21 protein-coding genes and 1 riboswitch are annotated in these 23,291 nt (G+C 42.9%); of the genes, 18 read left to right on the plus strand and 3 right to left on the minus strand.

Translation table 11 applies throughout. The features are described 5' to 3' along the window. Positions 1-12 precede the first annotated feature (12 nt). Positions 13-426 (plus strand): ORF6N domain-containing protein, encoded by a 414-nt coding sequence (locus tag OQX62_RS24555; protein WP_265834317.1) that lies wholly within the window; start codon positions 13-15, stop codon positions 424-426. 3 nt (positions 427-429) lie between these two features. Here OQX62_RS24555 and OQX62_RS24560 read toward each other — a convergent pair whose 3' ends face one another. Further along, the gene (locus tag OQX62_RS24560) at positions 430-1,224 is read right to left on the minus strand and encodes an AraC family transcriptional regulator (protein WP_265834318.1); all 795 of its coding nucleotides are present in this window, start codon (positions 1,222-1,224) and stop codon (positions 430-432) included. 98 nt (positions 1,225-1,322) lie between these two features. On the opposite strand from OQX62_RS24560, the gene OQX62_RS24565 reads away from it, so the two are divergent. Continuing rightward, positions 1,323-2,387 (plus strand): SDR family oxidoreductase, encoded by a 1,065-nt coding sequence (locus OQX62_RS24565; RefSeq protein ID WP_265834319.1) that lies wholly within the window; start codon positions 1,323-1,325, stop codon positions 2,385-2,387. 97 nt (positions 2,388-2,484) lie between these two features. Here OQX62_RS24565 and OQX62_RS24570 read toward each other — a convergent pair whose 3' ends face one another. After that, the gene (locus OQX62_RS24570; protein ID WP_265834320.1) at positions 2,485-4,932 is read right to left on the minus strand and encodes a penicillin-binding protein 1A; all 2,448 of its coding nucleotides are present in this window, start codon (positions 4,930-4,932) and stop codon (positions 2,485-2,487) included. A 116-nt stretch (positions 4,933-5,048) separates the two neighbouring features. On the opposite strand from OQX62_RS24570, the gene OQX62_RS24575 reads away from it, so the two are divergent. The 5 genes from OQX62_RS24575 to OQX62_RS24595 all read left to right on the plus strand — a co-directional run bounded on the left by OQX62_RS24575 (position 5,049) and on the right by OQX62_RS24595 (position 11,762). Further along, positions 5,049-5,930 carry a polyphosphate kinase 2 family protein gene (locus OQX62_RS24575; protein WP_265834321.1) on the plus strand — a complete coding sequence of 294 codons (882 nt, stop codon included), beginning with the start codon at positions 5,049-5,051 and terminating at the stop codon, positions 5,928-5,930. Positions 5,931-5,994: 64 nt separating this feature from the next. Further along, a riboswitch (cobalamin riboswitch) is annotated at positions 5,995-6,189 on the plus strand. Positions 6,190-6,248: 59 nt separating this feature from the next. After that, entirely contained in the window at positions 6,249-8,285 is a 2,037-nt protein-coding gene (locus OQX62_RS24580) for a TonB-dependent receptor plug domain-containing protein (protein ID WP_265834322.1), read from the plus strand. A 1-nt stretch (position 8,286) separates the two neighbouring features. After that, a complete protein-coding gene (locus tag OQX62_RS24585) occupies positions 8,287-9,423 on the plus strand; it encodes a YncE family protein (RefSeq protein WP_265834323.1) in 1,137 nt (378 codons plus the stop codon). Between the two features lie 22 nt (positions 9,424-9,445). Next, positions 9,446-10,408, plus strand: a complete 963-nt coding sequence (locus tag OQX62_RS24590) for a PKD domain-containing protein (RefSeq protein WP_265834324.1) — start codon at positions 9,446-9,448, stop codon at positions 10,406-10,408. A 19-nt stretch (positions 10,409-10,427) separates the two neighbouring features. Beyond that, positions 10,428-11,762, plus strand: a complete 1,335-nt coding sequence (locus tag OQX62_RS24595; protein WP_265834325.1) for a DUF5074 domain-containing protein — start codon at positions 10,428-10,430, stop codon at positions 11,760-11,762. Between the two features lie 58 nt (positions 11,763-11,820). Here the strand turns inward: OQX62_RS24595 and OQX62_RS24600 are convergent, their stop codons facing one another. After that, entirely contained in the window at positions 11,821-12,108 is a 288-nt protein-coding gene (locus OQX62_RS24600) for a hypothetical protein (RefSeq protein WP_265834326.1), read from the minus strand. Between the two features lie 175 nt (positions 12,109-12,283). Between OQX62_RS24600 and OQX62_RS24605 the strand changes: the two genes are divergently transcribed. From OQX62_RS24605 to OQX62_RS24655, 11 genes are all read left to right on the plus strand, one after another. Next, positions 12,284-14,509: a heavy metal translocating P-type ATPase gene (locus tag OQX62_RS24605; RefSeq protein WP_265834327.1), complete on the plus strand. Its 2,226-nt coding sequence runs from the start codon at positions 12,284-12,286 to the stop codon at positions 14,507-14,509. A 35-nt stretch (positions 14,510-14,544) separates the two neighbouring features. Then, positions 14,545-14,757, plus strand: coding sequence for a heavy-metal-associated domain-containing protein (locus tag OQX62_RS24610; protein ID WP_265834328.1), 213 nt, complete (start codon positions 14,545-14,547; stop codon positions 14,755-14,757). A 20-nt stretch (positions 14,758-14,777) separates the two neighbouring features. After that, complete coding sequence (locus OQX62_RS24615) at positions 14,778-15,323, plus strand: helix-turn-helix domain-containing protein (RefSeq protein WP_265834329.1); 546 nt, start codon at positions 14,778-14,780, stop codon at positions 15,321-15,323. A gap of 97 nt (positions 15,324-15,420) precedes the next feature. Further along, positions 15,421-15,702, plus strand: a complete 282-nt coding sequence (locus tag OQX62_RS24620) for a DUF427 domain-containing protein (RefSeq protein WP_265834330.1) — start codon at positions 15,421-15,423, stop codon at positions 15,700-15,702. Between the two features lie 5 nt (positions 15,703-15,707). After that, positions 15,708-17,090, plus strand: coding sequence for a mercuric reductase (locus tag OQX62_RS24625; protein ID WP_265834331.1), 1,383 nt, complete (start codon positions 15,708-15,710; stop codon positions 17,088-17,090). Continuing rightward, positions 17,091-17,990 carry an ABC transporter ATP-binding protein gene (locus OQX62_RS24630; protein ID WP_265834332.1) on the plus strand — a complete coding sequence of 300 codons (900 nt, stop codon included), beginning with the start codon at positions 17,091-17,093 and terminating at the stop codon, positions 17,988-17,990. Then, on the plus strand, positions 17,991-19,559 hold the full coding sequence (locus tag OQX62_RS24635; RefSeq protein WP_265834333.1) for an ABC transporter permease/substrate-binding protein: 1,569 nt from the start codon (positions 17,991-17,993) through the stop codon (positions 19,557-19,559). Between the two features lies 1 nt (position 19,560). Beyond that, on the plus strand, positions 19,561-20,709 hold the full coding sequence (gene egtB / locus OQX62_RS24640; RefSeq protein WP_265834334.1) for an ergothioneine biosynthesis protein EgtB: 1,149 nt from the start codon (positions 19,561-19,563) through the stop codon (positions 20,707-20,709). A gap of 2 nt (positions 20,710-20,711) precedes the next feature. Next, the gene (locus OQX62_RS24645; RefSeq protein WP_265834335.1) at positions 20,712-21,650 is read left to right on the plus strand and encodes an L-histidine N(alpha)-methyltransferase; all 939 of its coding nucleotides are present in this window, start codon (positions 20,712-20,714) and stop codon (positions 21,648-21,650) included. Then, positions 21,641-22,810 (plus strand): lycopene cyclase family protein, encoded by a 1,170-nt coding sequence (locus tag OQX62_RS24650; protein ID WP_265834336.1) that lies wholly within the window; start codon positions 21,641-21,643, stop codon positions 22,808-22,810. Before OQX62_RS24645 ends, OQX62_RS24650 begins: the two co-directional genes overlap by 10 nt. 43 nt (positions 22,811-22,853) lie before the next feature. Then, positions 22,854-23,219, plus strand: coding sequence for a hypothetical protein (locus OQX62_RS24655; protein WP_265834337.1), 366 nt, complete (start codon positions 22,854-22,856; stop codon positions 23,217-23,219). The last annotated feature ends 72 nt before the right edge of the window (positions 23,220-23,291 follow it).

Raw genomic sequence — 23,291 nt, forward strand, 5'->3', positions numbered from 1 at the left:
ATAATAAATCGTATGAATACAAAAGAGACAGGGGATAACTTCATCACGGATGAAATGATCATGAATTGTATCTATGTAGTGAGGGGACAGAAAGTAATGATCGATGTGGATCTGGCCGACTTATACCAGATCGATAAGCTTTATTTTACCAGGGAGGTTATCGTTAACGTATGTCATTTTCCGGATGACCTGATTATTGAACTGAATGATGAAGATTTCAGGTCTTTGGGTAAACAAAATAAGGAAGTTAAAAGACTGACAAGCGATCGGAATGTGCGCATTGCTTTCACTGAAAGAGCTATACCAATGTTATCCTGTATTCTGGATGGCGATTTAGTGCTGAAGGTAAATAACAGGCTAATCAGGATATTTTACCTGATCAGACAGCTCATGGATCAATGTGGGGAGTATAGAACTTATCAATAAGGCTTAATGCTGCTTTAGCAATTTGCTGACATGGCTTTCATCCGTTAGTCCAAATTCTGCAGCGATCTGTTTTAGTCGGTAGTTTCCGCTGTTTATTCGTTGTCTGATTAGATTGATTCTGTAGCTATTCATGTAATTTTTTAAGGTTAATCCCGTATTCCTTTTGAAGTATGGACCTATGTAGTCTTTCGTGAAATTAAAGTGACTGGCCATCACCTCAGCTCTCAGCTTTTCAGGATGGTAGATATGTTTATGGATATAACAGAAAACTGCCTGCATATCTTTACTTCGATGAAACGTATCGTTAATTTCTGGCATGTTGCGTTGCAGGAGGTGAGCTATCGTAAATAGCTGCATCCAGATCAGTTGCTCATTTCTGAGCATATCATCTTTCAGGGAAAGAATCACATCGAAGATAGTACTGACAGTGTTTTGGTCATTGCCGGTAATGCTAAACGCAGATAAATGTGTTTCCCGGCTTTTGATCAGGTATTCTAAATGTTGTAAGCCAGTATTGAAACCTCCCTGTTCTGCTTGATTTATATAAAGATCGGTGAACTTCAGGTAGATAAATCTTGTGCTTTCCTTAATTTCAAAGTAGTGTTCTTCTTCAGGCCCCAGTAAAAACAAGTTTCCCGGACGATAATCAACATTGACCTTATTGATTATATGTGTCCCTGATCCGTATTTAATGTAGATCAGTTCATAGTGGTTATGTTTATGTAAAGGATGATTCCAGGTAGCTGACTCAAAATCAGCTACTACTATTGGCTGAAACTGTTTATATCGCTTGCTCATAGATTGGTACAAAATTATCATAGTTTTTTACAATTATCGCAGCTTTTATATGATCTAATTTCGTAAAAGCAAATCAGCTCAATTAGAAAGAATGAAATATGGAAACGAGACACACGGCACTGGTAGTAGGCGCTAATGGCGTCATTGGCAGTAATTTAATTGCATATCTGGAGGAAATTGATGGATGGGATATTGTAGGCCTGTCACGTCGGGGTGGGCAGAATACAGCTAAAACTACCTATATAGCTGTCAATTTACTGGATATTGAAGATTGTAGTCAGCAACTGCAGCAGCTGACAAGCATAACGCATATCTTTTATGCTGCATATCAGGAAAGGCCTTCCTGGAATGAATTAGTACAGCCAAACCTGGATATGCTGGTCAATGTGGTGCAGCTCATTGAACGTGTAGCTATTGATCTTCACCATGTCAGCCTCATGCAGGGTTATAAAGTTTATGGTGCACATTATGGTCCCTTCAAAACTCCTGCAAAAGAAAGTGATGGCGGACATATGCCCCCGGAATTCAATGTTAGTCAGCAACAGTTTCTGGAAACCACGCAAAAGGGTAAAAAATGGACCTGGTCTGCATTAAGACCTTCGGTAGTGGGAGGTACGGCATTAGGTAATCCAATGAACCTCGTTATGGTAATCGCCATATATGCTGTGATTTCAAAAGAACTGGGACTACCGCTCCGATTTCCGGGAAAGTTGGGGGCGTATGACAGGTTGCTGGATCTGACGGATGCGGGATTGCTTGCCAGGGCAACCCTATGGGCGGCGACTAATTCGCAATGTGCTAACCAGGCATTCAATATGACTAATGGTGATCTGATCCGCTGGAATGACTTGTGGCCTAAAATTGCTGCGTATTTCGAGATGGAAACGGCGCCGCCATTACAAATGCCACTACAAACGATCATGGCAGATAAGGAAGAAGTTTGGAAGTCCATACAAGAAAAATATCAGTTGGAAAAGCACAGTTATCAGGCGCTTTCTTCCTGGGGATTCGGTGATTTTGTATTTTCCCGGGATTACGATTTCTTTTCTGACGGGACCAAGGCCAGAAGAATGGGCTTCCACGAATTTATAGATACGGAGAAGATGTTTTTTGATCTTTTTGATCAGCTGAAGGAGAAAAAAGTTATTCCTGCGGGATCATGAGCTCATCTGAGCTGTTCATCAGCCTGGTGACCATGTTTATCTTAAATCTGTGAATTAAAACGGCCGGTTCAGCAATTTGCTGAACCGGCCGTTTCAATTAGTTATTGTTCTCTCTCTTTTTTCTTTCTTTTTCTTCCTGACGCTGTTTCTTTCTCAGTTCGCGTTCCTCTTTCCTGGTCAGCGGTACTGGCGGCTGCTGCTTAGGCTGTTCGACCGGTTTTTTCTCTTCTGTTTTTTGTATTTCGTCCGTTTTTTCTACCGGAGTTCCTGTGTTTTCAGTTGGCACCTCAGTGCCCGCAGAATCAACGTCAAGGCTATCTGTACTTGTTGTATCCTGTACATATACAGGGGTAGGACAGTTGATAGACCTGGTGATCGGTACCGTTGCTTTAGGAAAAGGTCCATAGGTATAACCTGTACTTGGATCATGGTAAACTTTCTCCATGAACTTAGCGAATATAGGCAGGGCTGTACGGGAGCCTTCACCCGTTTCACCATTATTGAAATGCGCTGTACGCTCATCACAACCAACCCAGACACCCGTAACCAGGTCTTTTGTAATGCCCATATACCAGGCATCCACATAGTCTGAAGAGGTACCTGTCTTACCACCAATCTGGTTGTTCTTTTTCCAAAGGTCCCATTCCCACAAGGCTCTGGAAGTACCACCCGGTTCTTCCATACCACCTCTGAACATATATAACATCAGCCATGCGATCTCTTCTGATAATACTCTTTTGGTCTTGGCTACGAAATCTTCGATGACATTGTCGTCCTGATCGGTAATTTTCTCTACCAGGATAGGATCTGTTCTTACACCTTTATTCAGAAAGGTACTGTAAGCCCGAACCATTTCATAAACTGAAACGTCATTAGACCCCAGACTTACTGAAGGTACAGATTTCAGGTAACTGTCGATACCACATTCATGCGCCCATTTCACTACGTTTTCCCAGCCTACTTTTTCCGTTACCTGAGCAGTAACCGTATTGACAGATTTACCCATTGCTGCACGTAGCGACATCTCTCTATAGGTATTGCTCCAATCTGCATTTCTCGGCTCCCAATACTCGGTCTTACCATTTTCCTCATATTTGATCCTTACCGGTTTATCGGTAAAGGTGTCACATGGCCCCATCCCGCTTTCAAATGCGGCAAGATAAGCGAAAGGTTTAAAGGTTGAGCCTGCCTGACGTTTAGCCTGGTTTACGTGGTCATATTTAAAGAATTTATGGTCTACACCACCCACCCATACTTTAATTTTTCCACTGAATGGATCCAGTGTCATCATTCCCGTATTCATGATTTTTCCATAATAACGGATAGAATCCATGGTAGAGAATAATGTATCGCGATCGCCTTTCCAGGAGAAAATCTTCATTTTTTTCTTCTTATTGAAATAGGCCTCTATAGAATCAGGCGTATTTGCATATTTTTTCTCCAGCATGGCATAGATTGGCAGGTTATGCATGGCGCGGTTTGGGTAATCTACTTTTTTCTTTTCAGAATCCTGCCATGGATCTTCACCGTTCCATACATTGTAAAAACGCTTCTGAATGATTTTCATTTGTTCAGCAACAGCTTCTTCCGCATACTTCTGCAGTTTTGAATCAATGGTCGTATAGATTTTTAGTCCGTCTTCGTACAGGTCATATCCATTTTTCTCACACCATTTTTCCAGGTATTTGGATACAGCGGCTCTTAAATAGGAATCTCCGTCACTGCCTTCATCTACCCGGCCTTCTTTTAATTTAATGGGCGTGCTTTTGTAGGTATTTAGTTCTGCATTGCTGATATAGCCGTACTTATTCATTTGTGATAAAGAGACGTTTCTTCTCTCCAAAGCTCTTTCCGGATAACGGATAGGGTTATAGGTTGTCGTTCCTTTCAACATGCCTACAAGCAGGGCAGATTCCGGGACCGTGAGTGAATCTGTCTCTTTATCAAAATAAATTCTGGCAGCCGTTTTTATACCGTAAGTATTGTTCCCGAATGGAACAGTATTCAGGTACATGGTAATGATATCATTTTTGGAATAGTTAGACTCCAGCTTTACAGCGGTCATCCATTCCTTGAACTTCGAAACGATAGTGCGTACAAGGGGAATATATTTGATTGCTCCCTGGGATTTGTTGTAGCGGGTACGGTACAGGTTTTTGGCTAATTGCTGAGTGATGGTACTTGCACCACGTTTATCTCCTGTGGCAGTAGAGATACTGCTGGAAAGGACAGACCGGAAGTCTATACCCATATGCTGATAAAAGCGGGCATCTTCTGTGGCTACCAACGCGTGGATCACGCTGGGAGATATTTGCTTGAAGTCTACCGGTGTACGGTTTTCTTTGTAGTAGCGGCCTATTAGTTTACCGTCTGATGTATATAATTCAGAACCCACCCTTAAGGTAGGGGTTTGTATATCATGGTAAGACGGAGAGTATCCGAATAACCAGAGAAAATTCAGCTGGAGTGCACAGAAGAAGATGACAATACAAAAAATAAATACGGATAGAAAACGCAGGTATTTATTATGGATTTCTTTAAACATGTGGTAATATCAAATATAGGTCAAACAGTTTTTACAAAAATCGTGTTAAGATGTAGATTGCAAATTAACGCAAATATATTTCTAAAATTTTAGGCATCTGCTAAAATACATCATTAATGAAAAAAGAAATCACTCAATACATAGCCGTACCCGGAAAGAAAACGAAACTTAAAGATTTTAGCACAACATACAGTGGTGATTTGGACAAGGAAACAGGTAAACTCGAGCTGCAGGAGATTAAACTGAAACTGAGCGACTATCAGGAGACCCTTTATGCCGGTAACTCACGGTCGGTCCTGATTATCTTTCAGGCAATGGATGCAGCAGGGAAAGACAGTGCGATATCACATGTCATGTCCGGATTAAACCCGCAGGGCTGCCAGGTATTTACTTTTAAAACACCTACTGAAAAAGAATATGAGCATGATTTTTTATGGCGCCATTACCTTGCACTGCCTCAGCGGGGGCGCATAGGGATTCATAACCGTTCGCATTATGAAAATGTACTGGTATGCAAGGTACATCCTGAATATATACTCAAAGAGCGGATTCCCGGATATGAAGAGGTGAAAAACGTGGATGATGATTTTTGGAAAAACAGGTATGAAAGCATCCGGAATTTCGAGAAACACCTGACAGAGAACGGGACGGTTATACTTAAGTTTTTCCTGCATGTTTCTGAGGAAAAACAGAAAGAGCGCTTCCTGGACAGGATCAACGATCCTGCTAAAAACTGGAAGTTCTCATCAGCGGATATTACGGAACGGGCTTTATGGCCAAAGTACATGGAGGTATATGAAGAGGCAATTAATGAAACTTCTACAGACGATGCTCCCTGGTTTATTATTCCTGCGGATAAAAAATGGTATGCAAGACTCATTATCAGTCAGGTGATAGAACAGACTTTTTCTTCGCTTAAATTAGCTTATCCTGTATTGCCTGAAGCAGAAGCAATAGTATTGGATGACTATAAAAGGAAGTTACTCAAGGAATCATAATTCCATTATTTTTAAATCTTAACTGAATTTAACAGGTTTTGATGTTTGTTACGTTCAAATTTGATAGATTTGCACTGCTTTTGGTTCCTGCCGGATTTATCTGATCAGGATTAAAAGGGAATACGGCGTAATTCCGTAACTGTCCCGCAGCTGTAAGCTCCTTAACGGAATTCAAATCGTCGCCACTCTTCTTTTTTGAAGGGGAAGGCAGGATCTCCGGGAGTAAGTCAGAAGACCTGCCTCCAGCAAAATTTCATGGTTTTCGTGGATTGAAACTATGAATGGGTGCCTTTTTTGACGATTCATTCCAACATCAAAATGAAAAAATACAAATTTGCCTTTTTTGGCATTTGTAATTCTTCTTCTGTTTTTTATACTGTCCTGTGTATCGGGCTGGGTATATCTTTTTGTGCGGAGGGGCAGAGCGACTCGCTGAAGAAAGCCCCTGAACTGAATGAGGTAAAAATCAGAGAAATAAAACTGGGTAAACGACAGCTTTCCGCTTCGCCGCTGCAGATTTTATCAGGTGCAGCACTGGAAAGAATGAACAGCCTGTCGGTAGCCGATGCTGTACGCTATTTTTCCGGGGTACAACTAAAAGATTATGGTGGTATAGGTGGCTTAAAGACCATCAACGTGAGAAGTATGGGTACCAACCATACGGCCGTGTTTTATGACGGTGTGCAATTGGGTAATGCGCAGAACGGTCAGGTAGATCTTGGGAAGTTCTCGCTCGATAACATTGAGGAGATTGAACTTTATAACGGGCAGAAGAGTACAATATTCCAGCCTGCGAAGGGTTTTGCTTCGGGCAGTTCCTTATATCTGACTGCAAAGCAGCCTGAGTTTGTGGCGGGAGAGCGCAGTCATTTACGGGCGACGGTTAAAACAGGATCTTTTGCCTTATTCAATCCATCCCTGTTATGGCAAACAAAAATCAGTGAACATATTTCTGCGAGTTTAAGCACGGAATACAAAAAATCTGATGGTAAGTATAAGTTCAGGTATACAAACGGGGTGTATGATTCCACCTTTGTCCGGACAAATGCCGACATCGAAACGATGCGTATCGAAGGTGGACTAAATGGTCGCCTGCCGGACAGCAGTCAATGGTCGGCTAAATTCTATTATTATAAAGATGAGCAGGGTTTGCCCGGTGCGATCGTTGGCAATGTTTATAATTTCAGCCAGCGTTTATGGAACAGGAACTTTTTCTTTCAGTCGGCCTACAGGAAGGAATCAGGCAGGTACAACCTGATGGCTTCTTTTAAATATGCAAATGACTACGCCCGTTTTCTGGATCCTGATTTTGTGAAGGATGACGGACTATTGAACAATATATATAAACAACAGGAGCTTTATTTTTCATTGGTTAACCGTTATCGGCTTACGCCGTTCTGGGATGTGGTGTTGTCTGGCGACTATCAGCGGAATACTTTAGATGCCAACTTATACCGGTTTGTATATCCCACCAGGAATACCCTACTCGGAGCAATAGCAACACAATTTCATTTCGATCGGTTAGACGTGCAGGCAAACCTGCTGGGTACCTACGTAAATGACAGGGTGGAACAGTATTTTTCTGCAGGTAATAAAAACGAACTGACGCCGGCCCTGCTGGTATCCTGGCAGCCTTTCGCCAGCAAAGAATTCAGGCTGCGCAGTTTCTATAAAAGCATCTTCAGGATGCCTACGTTTAATGATTTATATTATACGGCTATTGGCAATACTTTCCTGATGCCGGAATACACAAAGCAATTTGATCTGGGCGCAACTTACATCAGGGCCTTTGAAGATCAGCTTTTAAGCCAGGTATCGGTTCAGGTAGACGCCTATTATAATAAGGTGAAAGATAAGATCATTGCCGTACCCGGAGCGAGTCTTTTCAGGTGGAGCATGCAGAATTTAGGTAAGGTAGAGATTAAAGGGCTGGATGTAAATGTACAGTCGGCCTGGCGACCTGCGCGCACTGTTGCCTTATCTGCGGGACTGACCTATACTTATCAGCAGGCGCTGAATGTGACAGATAAAGCGCTCAATTATAAAAATCAGCTAATTTATGTTCCTGTAAACAGCGGTTCTTTCATTGCGGGGGCAGACTGGAAAAATTTCGGCGTCAATTACAGTTATATCTATACCGGGGAACGCTATAATCAGAGCGCCAATATTGCATATAATTATGTGCCGGCCTGGTATATGCATGATATTGCTTTCCATTATCGTCAGCATTTCGCCCGACATCAGTTTAAGATTTCTGCCGAAGTAAACAACCTGCTGAATCAATATTATGACGTGATTACCAGTTTCCCCATGCCGGGCCGTTCTTATCGTTTTACTTTATCTTACTCTTATTGATATGATCAGTAGTATTAAAATTAATCACTTTACCATCCTTCTTCTTTCTGTTTCGTTACTGGCCTGCAGGAAAGACGCAAGTCCGGTTAAGGAAGAAACAGAAGTGCTGAAAGCAGATCCTGCAAGTGTTGCCAAAGGGCTTTACCTGGTGAATGAAGGAAATATGAACATGAACAAGGCTTCGCTGGATTATCTCGATTTCAGGGCAGGGATATACCGGAGGAATATTTACGGTCAAGTGAATCCTGAAGTGGTAAAGGGGCTGGGAGATGTTGCAAATGATATCGCTATCTATGGGAGTAAACTCTATGTGGTTGTAAATGTTTCCAATAAAGTAGAAGTGATGGATGTAAAGACTGGCCGGCGGATCAGTCAGATTGATATACTGAATTGTCGTTATATCACCTTTCACAAAGGCAAAGCCTATGTGAGTGCGTATTTAGGGCAGGTTGGCGATCCGGGAGCTCCGCAGGGGATTGTTGCTCAGATTGATACTGCAAGTTTACAGGAAGAAAAAAGGATTGAGGTTGGTCGCCAGCCCGAGGAAATGGCCATAGTGGGGGATAAGCTGTATGTAGCCAATTCAGGAGGATATAGTCCTAATAATTATGAAAGAACAGTGGCGGTGCTGGACCTGAATAGCTTTCAGCTGATTAAAAAAATTGATGTGGCGGTGAATCTGCACCACATCAAAGCAGATCGGTATGGAGATTTATATGTGACCTCACGAGGGGATTATTACGATATCCCCTCGAAGTTGTTTGTGATTGATACCAGGACCGACCTGGTTAAAAAGACCTTTGATTTTGGGGTAAGTAACCTGGCTATCGATGAGGATAATGCCTATTACTACAGTACAGAGTTCAGTTACCTTAGCGGCAAAAACACCATTACCTACGGGATATTAAATGTGAAAGATGAAGCAGTCACGGGCAGGAGTTTTATCACTGATGGCACCGACGGGAAGATTATGATTCCTTATGGAATAGCGGTGAATCCATATACCAAAGAGGTGTTCGTGACTGATGCAAAGGACTATGTTTCGCCAGGTACCCTGTATTGTTTCGATGCTGCGGGAAGGAAAAAATACGCAGTGACTACCGGTGATATACCTGCACATTTCGCTTTTGTCTATTAATGAACCAATATTTTAAAATGATATGATTAAAAGAGTACCAATTAATTTAAAAACCTGCTTCGTATATGCGCTGTTTGTTGCTGGCTTGATTGCAGGTTGTAAAAAAGAAGAAGATGAGGTGGAAGTTGAACCTCCGGTGATAGTACCTGTGGTGCCGGTTGTGCCGGTAACGCCCGCGAGCAGCAGGTTCATCAGTAAGGTATATGAATATCTTCCTGCTCCGGGACAGTTTATTAATGAGAGTCTGGGGAGCCTTGAAGGTGCGCAGAAAATTATAGGCAATGTGAAAAATACAGGTCTAATCTCTTTGGGAAGTTATGGTGGTTATATCATTTTTGGCTTCGACCATTCAGTAGTCAATAACAATGGTAAAGATCTGGCGATCTATGGTAATCCTATCGGTGGCGTTAACAACTGGTCGGAACCAGGTATTGTAATGGTGAGTCAGGATGTGAATGGAAACGGAAAAGCAGATGATGCATGGTACGAGTTGGCTGGCAGCGAATACAATGCGGCCGGTACGGTAAAAAATTATGAAATCACCTATACTAATCCAAAAAGTACTGCAAATGTTAGCTGGACAGATAACCAGGGAAAAAGTGGTGCAGTAGCGTTAAACAGTTACCATAACCACAACTATTATCCGCTTTTTGCAGCAAATCAGGAAAGTCTGACTTTTAAAGGCACTTTATTAAGCTCTACCTGGGGTGTAACCGCGAATGGAATCTTTTTCAATAATCCTTTTTCCTGGGGCTATTCCGACAGCTATTCTACGGAAGACGATTTTGCTGCAAACAGCTACAATTCCTTTGATATTTCACAAGCTGTGGATGCCAGCGGAAAAGTGGTGGATTTAAAGACAATTGACTTTGTAAAAGTTTATACCGGTCAGAATGAGAAGGGGAATAGTTTAATGGGAGAGATTTCTACCGAGGTAAGAGGTGCAGCAGATTTGGGCATCAAAGAAACAGTAACAGCACAATAACAATTTATACTATTTAAAAATGATCTGTAAAAAAATACTGCCCTATTTATTTAGCGGCTTATTAATGGTATCCATCACCTCTTGTGAAAAAGATGAGCAGCAAACCTTTTCAAAACCAGAACTGAGAACTGAACTGGCAGATAATGGTAAGGATTCTACCACTGTTGGTGCTTTGCTGGTATTGCATCCCAAATTGGAAAATGTAACTGATGCAGGTTACAGCTGGACAGTGAATGGAACTAAGATGGGGGCCGATTCTGTATTTACCTTTAAACCAGTTGCGGCTGGTGATTATAAAATCAGACTCCGCACTGTAACAAAAGGGGGCGAAGTGAATCTGAACTACCAGATACACGTTTGGGCCAGATATGAAAATGGTTTTTATATTGTAAATGAAGGCTGGTTTGGTCATGGATCAGGAACAGTTAGTTTTTACCGTTACGACACACAAGCCATGGAAGACAGTTTATTTGTGAAAGAAAATCCGGGGAAAGATCTGGGCAGCGTAGCTTCCACTTTACAGTCGGGCGTAATTTTCAATAAAAAACTTTTTCTGGTAGTGAAAGCAGGCGGGCCGGTAGTGGTGACAGATCAGTATTCATTGAAAGAGCAGTCCAGGATACCGGCAACGGCAGGCAGTTATTGGTTATCCTTTGTTGGAATTGATGCCAATAAAGGTTTGCTGAGTTCTACCACAGGTTTGTACCCGGTAGATTTGAATACACTGGCAATTGGTACTAAAATTACGGGTCTTAACGGACAGACAGGAGATTTAATCAAACAGGGCAATTATATTTTCGCTTTGTCACAGACAGACGGTGTAGTCATCCTGAATGCGGCAGACCTGACGGTTGTTAAAAAGATAGCAGGGGCTGCTGTTGGTTTTACGCGTACAGCCGATGGTGCTGTATGGGCTGCGGGAACAACAAAAATCTTCAAAATTTCACCGGTAACACTCGATGTGGAAACAACGACTGTGCCATTTACTATTTTTGGTTCATGGGGTGCATGGCATCCGGGCTCTATTTCAGCATCCACAAAAGAGAATGCGGTTTATTTTGCCAGAAGCGGATCTTTTGGAGGCGGAACGATGATTTACAAATATATTCCGGGTAATGCCGCATCATTGCAGGCTCCATTTGCGACGCTGCCGACAGGAAAAATATTTTATGGCGCTGGTATAAGTTATAATGCAGTACTCGACCGTTTACTGGTCACAACCGTGCAATCAGGTTATGGAGATAATTACAAGGTCAATAACTTATATTTTTATGACCCTGTAACTGCAGCTATTAAACAAACAGTTTCTTATGACGGTTTCTATTTCCCATCAGTAATAGTGCCTCATCAGTAACAGTTTATTATAAATTGGTGTGTTTGTAAGCCCTTTCTCCCATTGGAGAAGGGGCTTTTTAGTGCTTGCCGTTGCTTCTGATTTCATCACCTATCCGCTGTACGGTAATCTCGTCCAAAACGACATCCAGCCTGTCTGCTTTCAGGTTATGCTGATACAGCGGCAAATCGCCTGCTTCTACGTCATCATCTGGAACCTTTTCCCAGCTTTCATTATCATCCTCCAATCTAACGGCACCCAATACCCCTCCGTAATAGATCACTTTGAAATAACCTTTATCGGTCGGCAGAATTGTAAGTGTTACCTCATTTGCTCCATATCCTGTTTTTATGTTGAATACTTCCATGCTGCTTTAACCATTTTCAATGCAAAATGTTTCGATTCTTCCCTTTAAAGTTAATACATGAACAGAATGGGACACATCGCCGGACTTAATTTTTGCAGAATTATAGAATAATATAACATAATCATGTAAATCATTAGTTGTTGCAGGGCTTATCTTTGTATAAAAATCACTCATCATGGCCAATTCGATACAAACTTTGTCTCTTCCTGTGCTGGGTATGACCTGTGCAGGATGCGCTTCCAGTGTGCAGTCTATTTTAAGCGCGCAGGAAGGGGTTGTAAGTGCAGATGTAAATTACGCTACCCAGCAAGTTAAAGTGGCTTATTCGTCAGATTTGGTGCAGCCAATTCAATTTAAGAAAGCTTTGCAGGATCTTGGTTATGATATACTGCTCGATGAGGTTTCGGGTAAAGCAGAACAAATAGAGATTCAGCAGAATAATTTTAAAGATTTAAAACGGAGAACTGCCGGTGCAGCACTATTGACGCTGCCGGTTGTGGTGATTGGTATGTTTATGATGGACTTGCCATATGCAAATTATATCATGCTCGCTTTCACTGCTCCGGTACTGTTTCTCTTTGGCAGGAACTTTTTTATCAATGCTTTCAGACAGGCCAGACATAGTCGCGCCAATATGGATAGTCTTGTGGCTTTGAGCACGGGGATTGCTTTTGTATTCAGCCTTTTCAATACGTTTTATCCGGAATTCTGGCATAGTAAAGGGATTCATCCTCATGTATATTACGAGGCTTCAGCTGTAGTTATTGTTTTTATTATGCTGGGCAAGTTACTGGAAGAAAATGCGAAGTCAAATACCTCTTCTGCGATAAAAAAGCTGATCGGACTGCAGCCCGCAACGGTTTGGCTGATTAGTGAAAAAGGCGAGGCGGAAGTACCCATCTCTGCCGTACAGGTGGGCGATTTGCTCCTGGTACGTGCCGGGGATAAAATTGCGGTTGACGGAAAGATAGAAGAGGGGAGTTCCTATGTGGACGAAAGTATGCTCAGCGGAGAAGCTGTTCCCGTTTCTAAAATTGCCGGGGATCAGGTGTTTTCAGGTACAATTAATCAGCAGGGAAGTTTTCGCTTCAGGGCGCAGAAAGTCGGGCACGAAACACTGCTTGCCAGGATCATTGCCCAGGTGCAGGAGGCACAGGGATCAAAGGCCCCGGTGCAGCAGCTGGTAGATAAAGTTGCCGGGATATTTGTGCCGGTGGTGTTGTTTATTGCTGTATGTACCTTAGGCGCATGGCTGCTGTTTGGTGGTACATATAAACTCAGTCAGGGTTTGCTGGCAATGGTAACGGTGCTGGTGATTGCCTGTCCATGTGCATTAGGTCTGGCAACGCCGACAGCCATTATGGTCGGGATAGGAAAAGGTGCGGCAAACGGGATGCTGATTAAGGATGCGGAAGCGTTGGAAGCCGGATATAAAGTTGATGTTGTTGTGCTGGATAAGACTGGTACCATCACTACCGGAGAACCTGTGGTCAGCGATTTTGAATGGCTGCCGGGGCTTGAAAATGAGCGGGAAGAACTCGCCGGTATACTGCTGGCAATGGAACAATCATCTGCACACCCACTGTCGGCCGCGATAATTAACTACCTAAAGCCTTTGGTGAGCAAGTCTGTTAAAATATCAGAATTTGAGAGTATTACGGGATACGGTGTTAATTGTTTTTTCGGTAAAAGAAAATTCAAGGCGGGAAATCTGAAGCTGATTACGGAGGGAAAAATAGCTATTGCCCCTGCTCTGCGTATCAGAGAAGAGGCATTTTATGCTGCTGCAAAAACAGTAATTTACTTTGCCGATGACACGCGTGTGCTGGCACTTATTGCGATTGCCGACCCGGTTAAGGAGGGATCCGCAATTGCTGTGAAGGAACTGCAGAAAAAGGGAATTGAGGTGTATATGCTAACCGGAGATAATGCATTTACGGCAGCAGCAATTGCTGCAGAAGTAGGTATATTGAACTGTAAAGCAGAGGTATTGCCAGGAGAAAAGGCAGCATTTATAAAGGAGCTTCAGCAGCAGAAAAAGGTAGTGGCGATGATTGGTGACGGCATCAATGACAGTCAGGCGCTGGCACAATCAGACCTCTCCATTGCCATGGGTAAAGGATCTGATATTGCAATAGATGTAGCTTCGGTTACACTCCTGTCATCTGATCTGAGGCAGGTTGCCAGAGCAATTGAATTATCCAAAGCTACCGTACGCACTATCAGGCAGAACTTATTCTGGGCTTTTATTTATAACTTGATCGGTATCCCACTGGCGGCAGGAATTTTGTATCCTTTTAATGGCTTCCTGCTCAATCCTATGATTGCAGGGGGGGCAATGGCTTTGAGTTCTGTATCAGTGGTGAGTAACAGTCTCCGGTTAAAACTGAAATCATTGTAAGCGAAGAAGTTAAATAGTATAATTTAAGAATAGATATGGATACTTTAAAATTTAAAACGAATATCAAATGTGGCGGATGTATCGCCACTGTAAAACCGCATTTAGACAGTTTGAATGATTTAAAAAGCTGGGAAGTGGATACGCAGGGCGCTGATAAAATATTAACAGCAGATGGCGATGTGGCCAATTTAAGTCAGCAGATTATTGATGTATTAGCTAAGGCGGGATTTAAGGCAGAAAAAATCTAATGGTTTTGTATGTTAAAAATATGGTCTGCGATCGCTGTATACTCATCGTAAAACAGCAGCTGGAAGGTCTGGGATTTGCTGTCGGACCTGTCACTCTGGGTAAAGTTGAAGTAATGCCTGCGCCTGATGAAAGTCAGCGGCAGGACATTGCTGCTGCTTTCCAGGTATTGGGATTTGAACTGATTGATAAGGATAAGGACCAGCTGGTGGAACAGGTAAAAACTGCTGTCATCAATCTTGTTCACTATTCCGATCTGAATGCTATGCGGCAGAGTATGACTACTGTTATCGCTGCTCAGCTCAACAAAGAATACGCTTACCTGAGCAGGTTATTCTCTGATGTGGAAGGGACTACGATAGAGAAATATATCATCAGCCAGAAAATTGAAAAGGTTAAGGAATTGCTGGAGTATGGAGAATTAAACCTGAACGAAATCGCAGATCAAATGGGCTATAGCAGCAGTGCCCATCTGTCAACACAGTTCAAATCTATTACAGGTAGCTCACCGACTAAATTTAAAACCGGTTTGTCTGGCGGCAGAAAACCACTGGATCAGATCGGATAAAATGCACTGCTGCTGAAGAAATAAAAAATATCAGCCATTTTCCTTTCTCATTTGTTATTGCTATAAATCAATAAGGATTTACCCAAAAATATCTCTTATGAAAGCAATTTACAATGGACAGGTAGTCGCAGAAAGCGATGATACTGTTGTGGTCGAAAATAACCATTACTTCCCCGCAGACGCTATTAATAAAGCCTTTTTCAAGTCGTCCGACAAACATACTTCCTGCCCCTGGAAAGGGGAGGCTTCTTATTATACACTGGAAGTTGACGGTGCGGTGAATGCCGATGCCGCATGGTATTATCCTGAGCCAAAAGATGCTGCGAAAGAGATAAAAGACCATGTTGCCTTTTGGAAAGGCGTAGAAATTACTCAATAAACAAGATGAAAGAATTTGATGCGATTGTAATAGGCGCCGGTCAGGCTGGTGTGCCTTTAGCAAAAAAACTGGCCCAGTCCGGCTTAAAAACGGCACTTATAGAGAAGAGGATGGTCGGCGGTACCTGTATTAACGATGGCTGCACGCCTACTAAAGCCATGGTGGCTTCTGCCCGCCTCGCTTATTTAGCTTCGCGGAGCAGTGACCTCGGTATTGACATTCCAGCCTATACAATCGATTTTAAAGCAGTAATGGCACGTAAGTCCGCAATTGTAACGCAGTTCCGTGAAGGTGCACTTAAAGGTGTGGAGAAAACAGAAAACCTGACACTGATTTACGGGGAGGCCAAATTCAAAGACGATCAGACAATCTATGTCAACGGCAGGGATGGAAATTTTGAAAATTATACTGCCAAACAGATATTTATCAATACCGGTGCAAGTCCCGTTATCCCGCAGATTGAAGGTGTGAACGAGATTAAATACCTTACTTCCACGACCATTCTTCAGCTGGAAGAGATTCCTGAGCATTTGCTGATTGTGGGAGGCGGATATATCGGCCTTGAATTCGGACAGATGTTCAGGCGTTTTGGCTCAAAAGTTACTCTCCTGGAGAAATCGCGCAGGCTGATGCCTAAGGAAGATGATGATGTATGTGAGGTGATGTCTGAGATCTTTAAAGAAGATGGCATAGAGATCCTGACGGAGGCAGAAGTAACGAAGTTTAGTAACAGTGCCAATGGCAAGATCAGTGTTACCGTAAAGCTGGAAGGAAAAGAAAGCAAACACACCTGTACACATGTTTTACTGGCTTCGGGCAGAAAACCACAAACGGAAGCACTGGGACTGGAAAACACTGCGGTGGAATGTGATGATCACGGACATGTGAAAGTGAATGAATTTCTGGAAACCAAAGCTAAAAATGTGTATGCCTTAGGCGATGTAAAAGGTGGGCCTGCCTTTACCCAGATCTCCTATAACGACTATGTGATAGTGACCAAAAACCTGCTTGAAAATGCGAAAATGAGCACGATCAACAGGATGGTTCCATACTGTATGTTTACGGATCCGCAATTGGGCAGGGTAGGTATTACAGAAGATGAGGCTAAAGCGCAGGGTCTGGACTACCTGGTAGCTAAGATTCCTATGAAAAATGTAGCAAGGGCTATTGAAACAGCTGAAACCAGGGGTTTTATGAAAGCCGTTGTAGATAAAAAAACAAAACAGATTCTTGGCGCAACAGTTATAGGTGAACAGGGCGGAGAAATTATGACCGTTTTACAGATGGCCATGATGGGAAAGGTTACCTACGAAGAAGTAAGATTTGCTACATTCGCTCATCCGCTGTATGCGGAATCATTAAATAACCTGTTCATGTCGCTCGCATAAATGATTACAGCACAAAACCTCATTAAGCATTTTGGAACGGCTACAGCCGTTAACAATATCAGTTTTGAGGTAAAAGAAGGAGAAAACCTTGTTTTACTTGGAACCAGCGGCTGCGGTAAAACCACTACGCTGCGGATGATCAACAGGCTTATCGAGCCTGATTCGGGAACTGTATTTGTGAATGGCACCGATATCAGGACCCAGCAGCCGGAGGTTTTGCGGCGTGGAATAGGTTATGTGTTACAAAACCATGGTCTGTTCCCGCATTATACGGTAGCTGAAAATATTGCCATTGTGCCCCGATTGCTGAAATGGGCAGATCAGGATATCAGAAAACGTGCGGATGAACTGTTTCAGAAGCTGAACCTTGATGCTTCTCTGGCTGGTCAATATCCAGCTGCATTGAGCGGCGGACAGCAGCAGCGGGTTGGCCTGGCCAGGTCACTGATGGTGAATCCGCCCCTTTTACTGATGGATGAGCCTTTTGGCGCCCTGGATAATTTAACGCGGATCAGCATCAGGAAGGAATTCAGGGCACTGGACGAGCTGGTGAAAAAAACGATTGTTATGGTGACCCATGATGTACAGGAAGCATTTGAGATGGGGGACAGGATTTGTTTAATGGACAAAGGTGAGATTAAGCAGATAGGTACACCAGAAGAGTTATTGTTTAAACCGGCCAACGACTTTGTGCGGGGATTCTTTGATGAGCAGCGCTTACAGCTGGAGCTCAGATCAGTATTACTGAAAGAAGTTTTTCCTGAATCCGACGCCAGTAGTGAGGTTTCGGTATGGGACAGGATGGATGCATTATTACATCCTGAAAATGGAAATTTGCCCGCTGACGATATTAGAATAGGAGACCTGATGCGTGCTTTTGAAACCTATAAAAGAAAATAAATGGAGCAGACAACAGGTTTCTGGCAATTTATAGCGCAGCAGTCCGACAAACTCTGGAGTCAGACCCTGGCACATGTGGGGCTGACCCTGATCTCATTGATTATCGCAATTCTCATCGCAGTCCCATTGGGGATATGGATTGCCAGGAAACAGCGTATTGCGGGTGCGGTGCTTGGTTTTGCAGGTGTTTTACAGACGATCCCAAGTATTGCTTTATTAGGAATTATGATTCCTTTCCTGGGAATAGGTCCTAAACCTGCAATTCTGGCTCTTTTTCTATACGCTTTATTGCCCATTATCAGAAATACCTATACGGGTATCAGTGGCGTTAATGCAGCTGTTATTGATGCGGCACGGGGAATGGGGATGAGCAACTGGCAGATTCTGACTAAAGTGGAACTACCTTTAGCCTTTCCGGTCTTGATGGCCGGCATACGCACTGCTACGGTGATTAACGTTGGTGTGGCCACCCTCGCCGCTTATATTGCTGCCGGCGGTTTGGGGGAATTTATCTTCGGCGGTATTGCGCTGAACAATTCCAATATGATCCTTGCCGGTGCAATTCCTGCGGCATTACTCGCGATCCTGCTTGATTTTCTGCTTTCCCTGCTGCAGAGAGTAAACCTGAAGCGGGTGCGGGTCACTTATGTAATTTTACCTTTTATACTGGTAACGATGAGCTCCTTCTATTTGCTGCCTACACAAATTGGCGGCAGAATGCTCGGGGGCTTTACGCCTGAATTTATGGGCAGGCAAGATGGTTATCTGGGTCTGAAAAAAGTGTACCATTTAGGAATTGAAACGGTGGTGATCAGCGATGCAGTGATGTACAAAGCGGCCTTCGAGAAAAAATTGGATGTGATTAGCGGATATAGTACTGACGGGCGCTTGAAGGCTTTTAACCTGATCACCCTGGTGGACGACCGGCACATCTTTCCCCCTTATTATGCGGCACCTATTGTCAGGCAGGCCGTTCTGGACAAACATCCGGAACTGGAAGCTATTCTCAACCAGTTAGCGGGAGTGATTAACGACTCGACCATGACGGCATTGAATTACAAGGTGGATGAGCTCAAACAGAGTCCGGAGAAAGTGGCCATGGATTTTATGCGTTCCCGTCATTTGTATAGACCAGCCAGAAATGGCAGTGGCGGAACGATCAGGATAGGGTCCAAAATATTTGGTGAACAATATATTTTAGCGCAGATGTATAAAATCCTGATTAACGGGAATTCTGAGCTCCAGGTAGAGACCAAAACTGGTTTGGGTGGGACAAAGATTTGTTTTGATGCACTGACTAATAACCAGATCGACTTTTATCCTGAATATACTGGGACGGGTTTTCTGGTCCTGCTGCAGCCTGATGAACAGACTACTAAAAAACTAGGTGGTGATACCGATGGAGTTTACCGCTATGTGAGTCAGCAGTTTAATGAAAAATACCAGATTAAGTGGCTAAAACCGATAGGATTTAATAATACCTATGCATTGATGATGAGGCGAGAACAGGCACAGAGTTTGCAGATCAAATCTATAACAGACTTAACAAAACATCTAAACAAAAATTAATATGTCACTCTGGGAGAAATACGCAGCAGTTAGGGCGCATAGCGTGCTGATTTGTTCAAAACTGCAGAAAGAAGACTACGTAGTACAACCAGTAGCAGATGTGAGTCCGCCTAAATGGCACCTTGGGCACACCACCTGGTTCTTTGAAACTTTCATCCTGATCCCGAATGCCGTAGCCTATCAGCCATTCAATGCTGATTACAATTACGTTTTTAACAGTTATTACGAAAATATAGGAGCAAGAGTGATCCGCACGGACAGGGGAAACCTGAGCAGGCCGACTGTAGACGACGTGTTTAAATACCGCGCTTATGTAGACGGGGCAATAGAGAAGTTCCTGTCCTGTGCCTGTAGCGAGGAAGTTAAAGAGTTGCTGGAACTAGGTTTAAATCATGAACAACAACACCAGGAACTTCTATGGTATGACATCAAATATATATTAGGACATAATCCTCTTTTTCCGGCCTATGCTACCGAGAATATTGAAAATCAGCTGAAAAATGCCGGACAGGGCTGGCTTTCGTTTGAAGAAGGCGTATATGAAGTGGGGTATAATGGCACTGATTTCCACTTCGATAATGAGCTGGGGAGGCATAAGGTCTATATCCAGAATTTCAGTATATCAGCAAGTTTAGTTACCAATGGTGAATACCTGCAGTTTATACTGGCCGGTGCTTACCAGGATTTTAATTTATGGCATGCCGAAGGCTGGGACTGGGTGAAGAACAATTCAGTAACTGCTCCCATGTATTGGTATGAAATAGAGGGCACCTGGCACCGTTACAGTCTGTCTGGCTTAATGCTGCTGGATCCTGATGCACCCGTGTCCAACATCAGCTACTATGAAGCTGCGGCATATGCACAGTGGAAAGGTATGCGATTGCCTACTGAATTTGAATGGGAGGTAGCTTCTGCTCAACTGGAGTGGGGAACTTTATGGGAGTGGACAGAAAGTGCCTATCTCCCTTATCCTGGTTTCTCTAAAGCTGCTGGTGCATTAGGAGAATACAACGGGAAATTTATGGTTAACCAGAAAGTCTTGCGTGGTGCATCGATAGCCACCCCGAAAGACCATAGCAGAAATACCTATCGCAATTTTTTTCACCCAAATTTACGCTGGATGTTTAGCGGCATCAGGCTCTCCAAATAGATATGAATCAATTTTTAGAAGAGGTTTTAAATGACCTTTCCAATTCTCCCAAGAGATTAAACTCCAAGTATTTTTACGATGAGAAAGGCGACAAGCTCTTTCAGGATATTATGAACTGTCCGGAATACTATCCTACAGATTGTGAGATGGAGATATTTACTGCCCACACCAAAGAGCTTGCCCTGGCATTGAAAAACGGTTTCAATACATTTGATCTGGTAGAGTTAGGTGCTGGTGATGCGACTAAGTCGAGCCACCTGTTGCGGGAACTTGTCGATATGCAGGTAGAATTTACCTATATGCCTATAGATATTTCTTCTTCTATGATCAGCTATCTGGAAGAATCATTGCCCCTGAAAATAGAGGGGCTTAGTGTGCAGGGCTTAAACGGAGAGTATTTTGATATGCTCCAGCAATCGAATCAACTCTCGTCAAGGAAAAAGGTGGTGTTGATGCTGGGTGGTAATCTGGGGAATGAAACACCTGAAAATGCATTGGCATTTTGTCGTAAGATGCGTTCCGTTTTACAGGAAGGTGATATTTTGTTAGTGGGATTCGATTTGAAAAAGCATCCGGCAACTATACTGGCTGCTTACAATGACGCTGCCGGCTTTACCAGGGATTTTAACCTGAATTTGCTGCATCGCATTAACAGTGAGCTGGGAGGCAATTTTGACAGTACACAATTTGAACATTATCCAACATACGACCCCTCAACCGGCGCCTGTAAAAGCTTTCTGATTAGCAAGATAGACCAGGAGGTAATTATTTCAGGACAAACTTTTATATTTGAGGCGAACGAATTCATTTTTATGGAAATCTCTCAAAAGTATAGTGTTACTGAAACAGAAGAACTTGCAGCTGCCTGCGGGTTTAGGACGGTAAGACATTTCTTCGACCATAAACAATGGTTTGTAGATACTGTTTGGCAATGCGTGTAGAAAAATGTGATATTGTTATATGCGGCGCGGGTTTAGCAGGTATGAGCCTTTTATACCGTGCCATGAAATCGGGCTTGTGGAAGGATCAGTCGGTCATCGTCATTGACAGTATAATCAGGGACAAGGAAGAGCGGATCTGGTCGTTCTGGAAACAGGGAAAGACGGATTTTGACGAACTGATTTTCAAGGACTGGCACCATTTGATTTTTTATAGTAATAAGGTTGAACGCAAAGCATTAAAAACAGGGCAGTACACTTATAATTCCATATCCAGCGTTGATTTTTTTAGTCATGTGTTCGATTATCTGTATGCGCTGCCGAATATCAGCTTTATCACAGCTGAAGTGAACGAAGTCATTAACGAACAGCAGTATTGCCGCGTCATTACTCCGGAAGTTACTTACAGCAGTACCTACGTTTTTAACTCCATTTATAAAAAGCCGGAACTGAGGAACGGCGACTATTATTTGCTGCAGCATTTTAAAGGCTGGCGGATCAAATGCAGTTATGACAGGCCTGCATTAGACGAAGCTTATCTGATGGATTTTCGCGCCAGTCAGGTTCATGGGACTACTTTTTTTTATACTTTACCAGTTGCTGAAGACGTACTTTTTGTGGAATATACACTCTTTTCAGAAGTTGTATTGCCAGATAAAGAGTACACTACACATCTGCATGCTTACATTACGCGTGTGCTGGGTATCAATACCTATGAAATACTGAAAGAGGAATTTGGCGTCATACCAATGACCAATCATCGGTTCGAGCGTTTTGATGGAAATATTATTTATCTCGGCACTGCTGGAGGAGATACGAGGGCAAGCACGGGATACACCTTTACCAATCTGCAAAAGACCATTACTAAAATACTCGATTCCTGGGAGAAGACCGGGACACCTTTTTTCAAAAAAGAAACACTGGGTTTAAAACAGTCTTTATATGACGCGACCTTGCTGGGCGTATTGTCGCGGCGAAAATATCATGGCTACCAGTTATTTGGTGATTTATTTAAAAAGACACCTGCGACCATTATTTTTAAGTTTCTTGATGCTGAAACTTCCCTGTGGGAGGATATGATGGTGATGAAGAGTTTGAGGATATTCCCTTTCCTTAAAGCCTTTATTGTTGCTGTTTTCTGGAAAATCTTCTCCAAAAAATAATCTGTAAATTGCGGAGGTAAACAATCTTTAGCTCCTTTATATCATGCAATCTTATTTAAAATTGACACTGCCACCGGAAATGGCGGCTGTTCCTGCTCCTTTAGCGGGTTTCAATGCCCTGCAAATTAATCTGCTCATTGCGTATAATGCTGAGCAGATCGCTTATATGCTACAGTCTTATTATTCCAGAGAGAAGGTGAGTGCTGTGCAGGTGAATGCTGATAGCATTAGCCTTAACAGCAGTTCGGAAATTAGTTTAAAACTTGAATATGTGAAGGAGGAATTTAATGCCTGTAGTGCAGTGGATACACTGAACAAGGATAAAATGACCGTTAAACTAAGTCAGGATCAAGCTGGAGACTATGTTTTAACCGGGGAATACTGGCCTGAACGCAGCGGGGAATTCTAAATGGTGTAAACAAAAAAAGACCTGCCGTTAGGCAGGTCTTTTTTAATTATAGCCGGTTCTGATTAAAATAAT

Origin of the sequence: Pedobacter sp. MR2016-24 (assembly GCF_026239655.1) — a bacterium.
GTDB lineage: Bacteria > Bacteroidota > Bacteroidia > Sphingobacteriales > Sphingobacteriaceae > Pedobacter.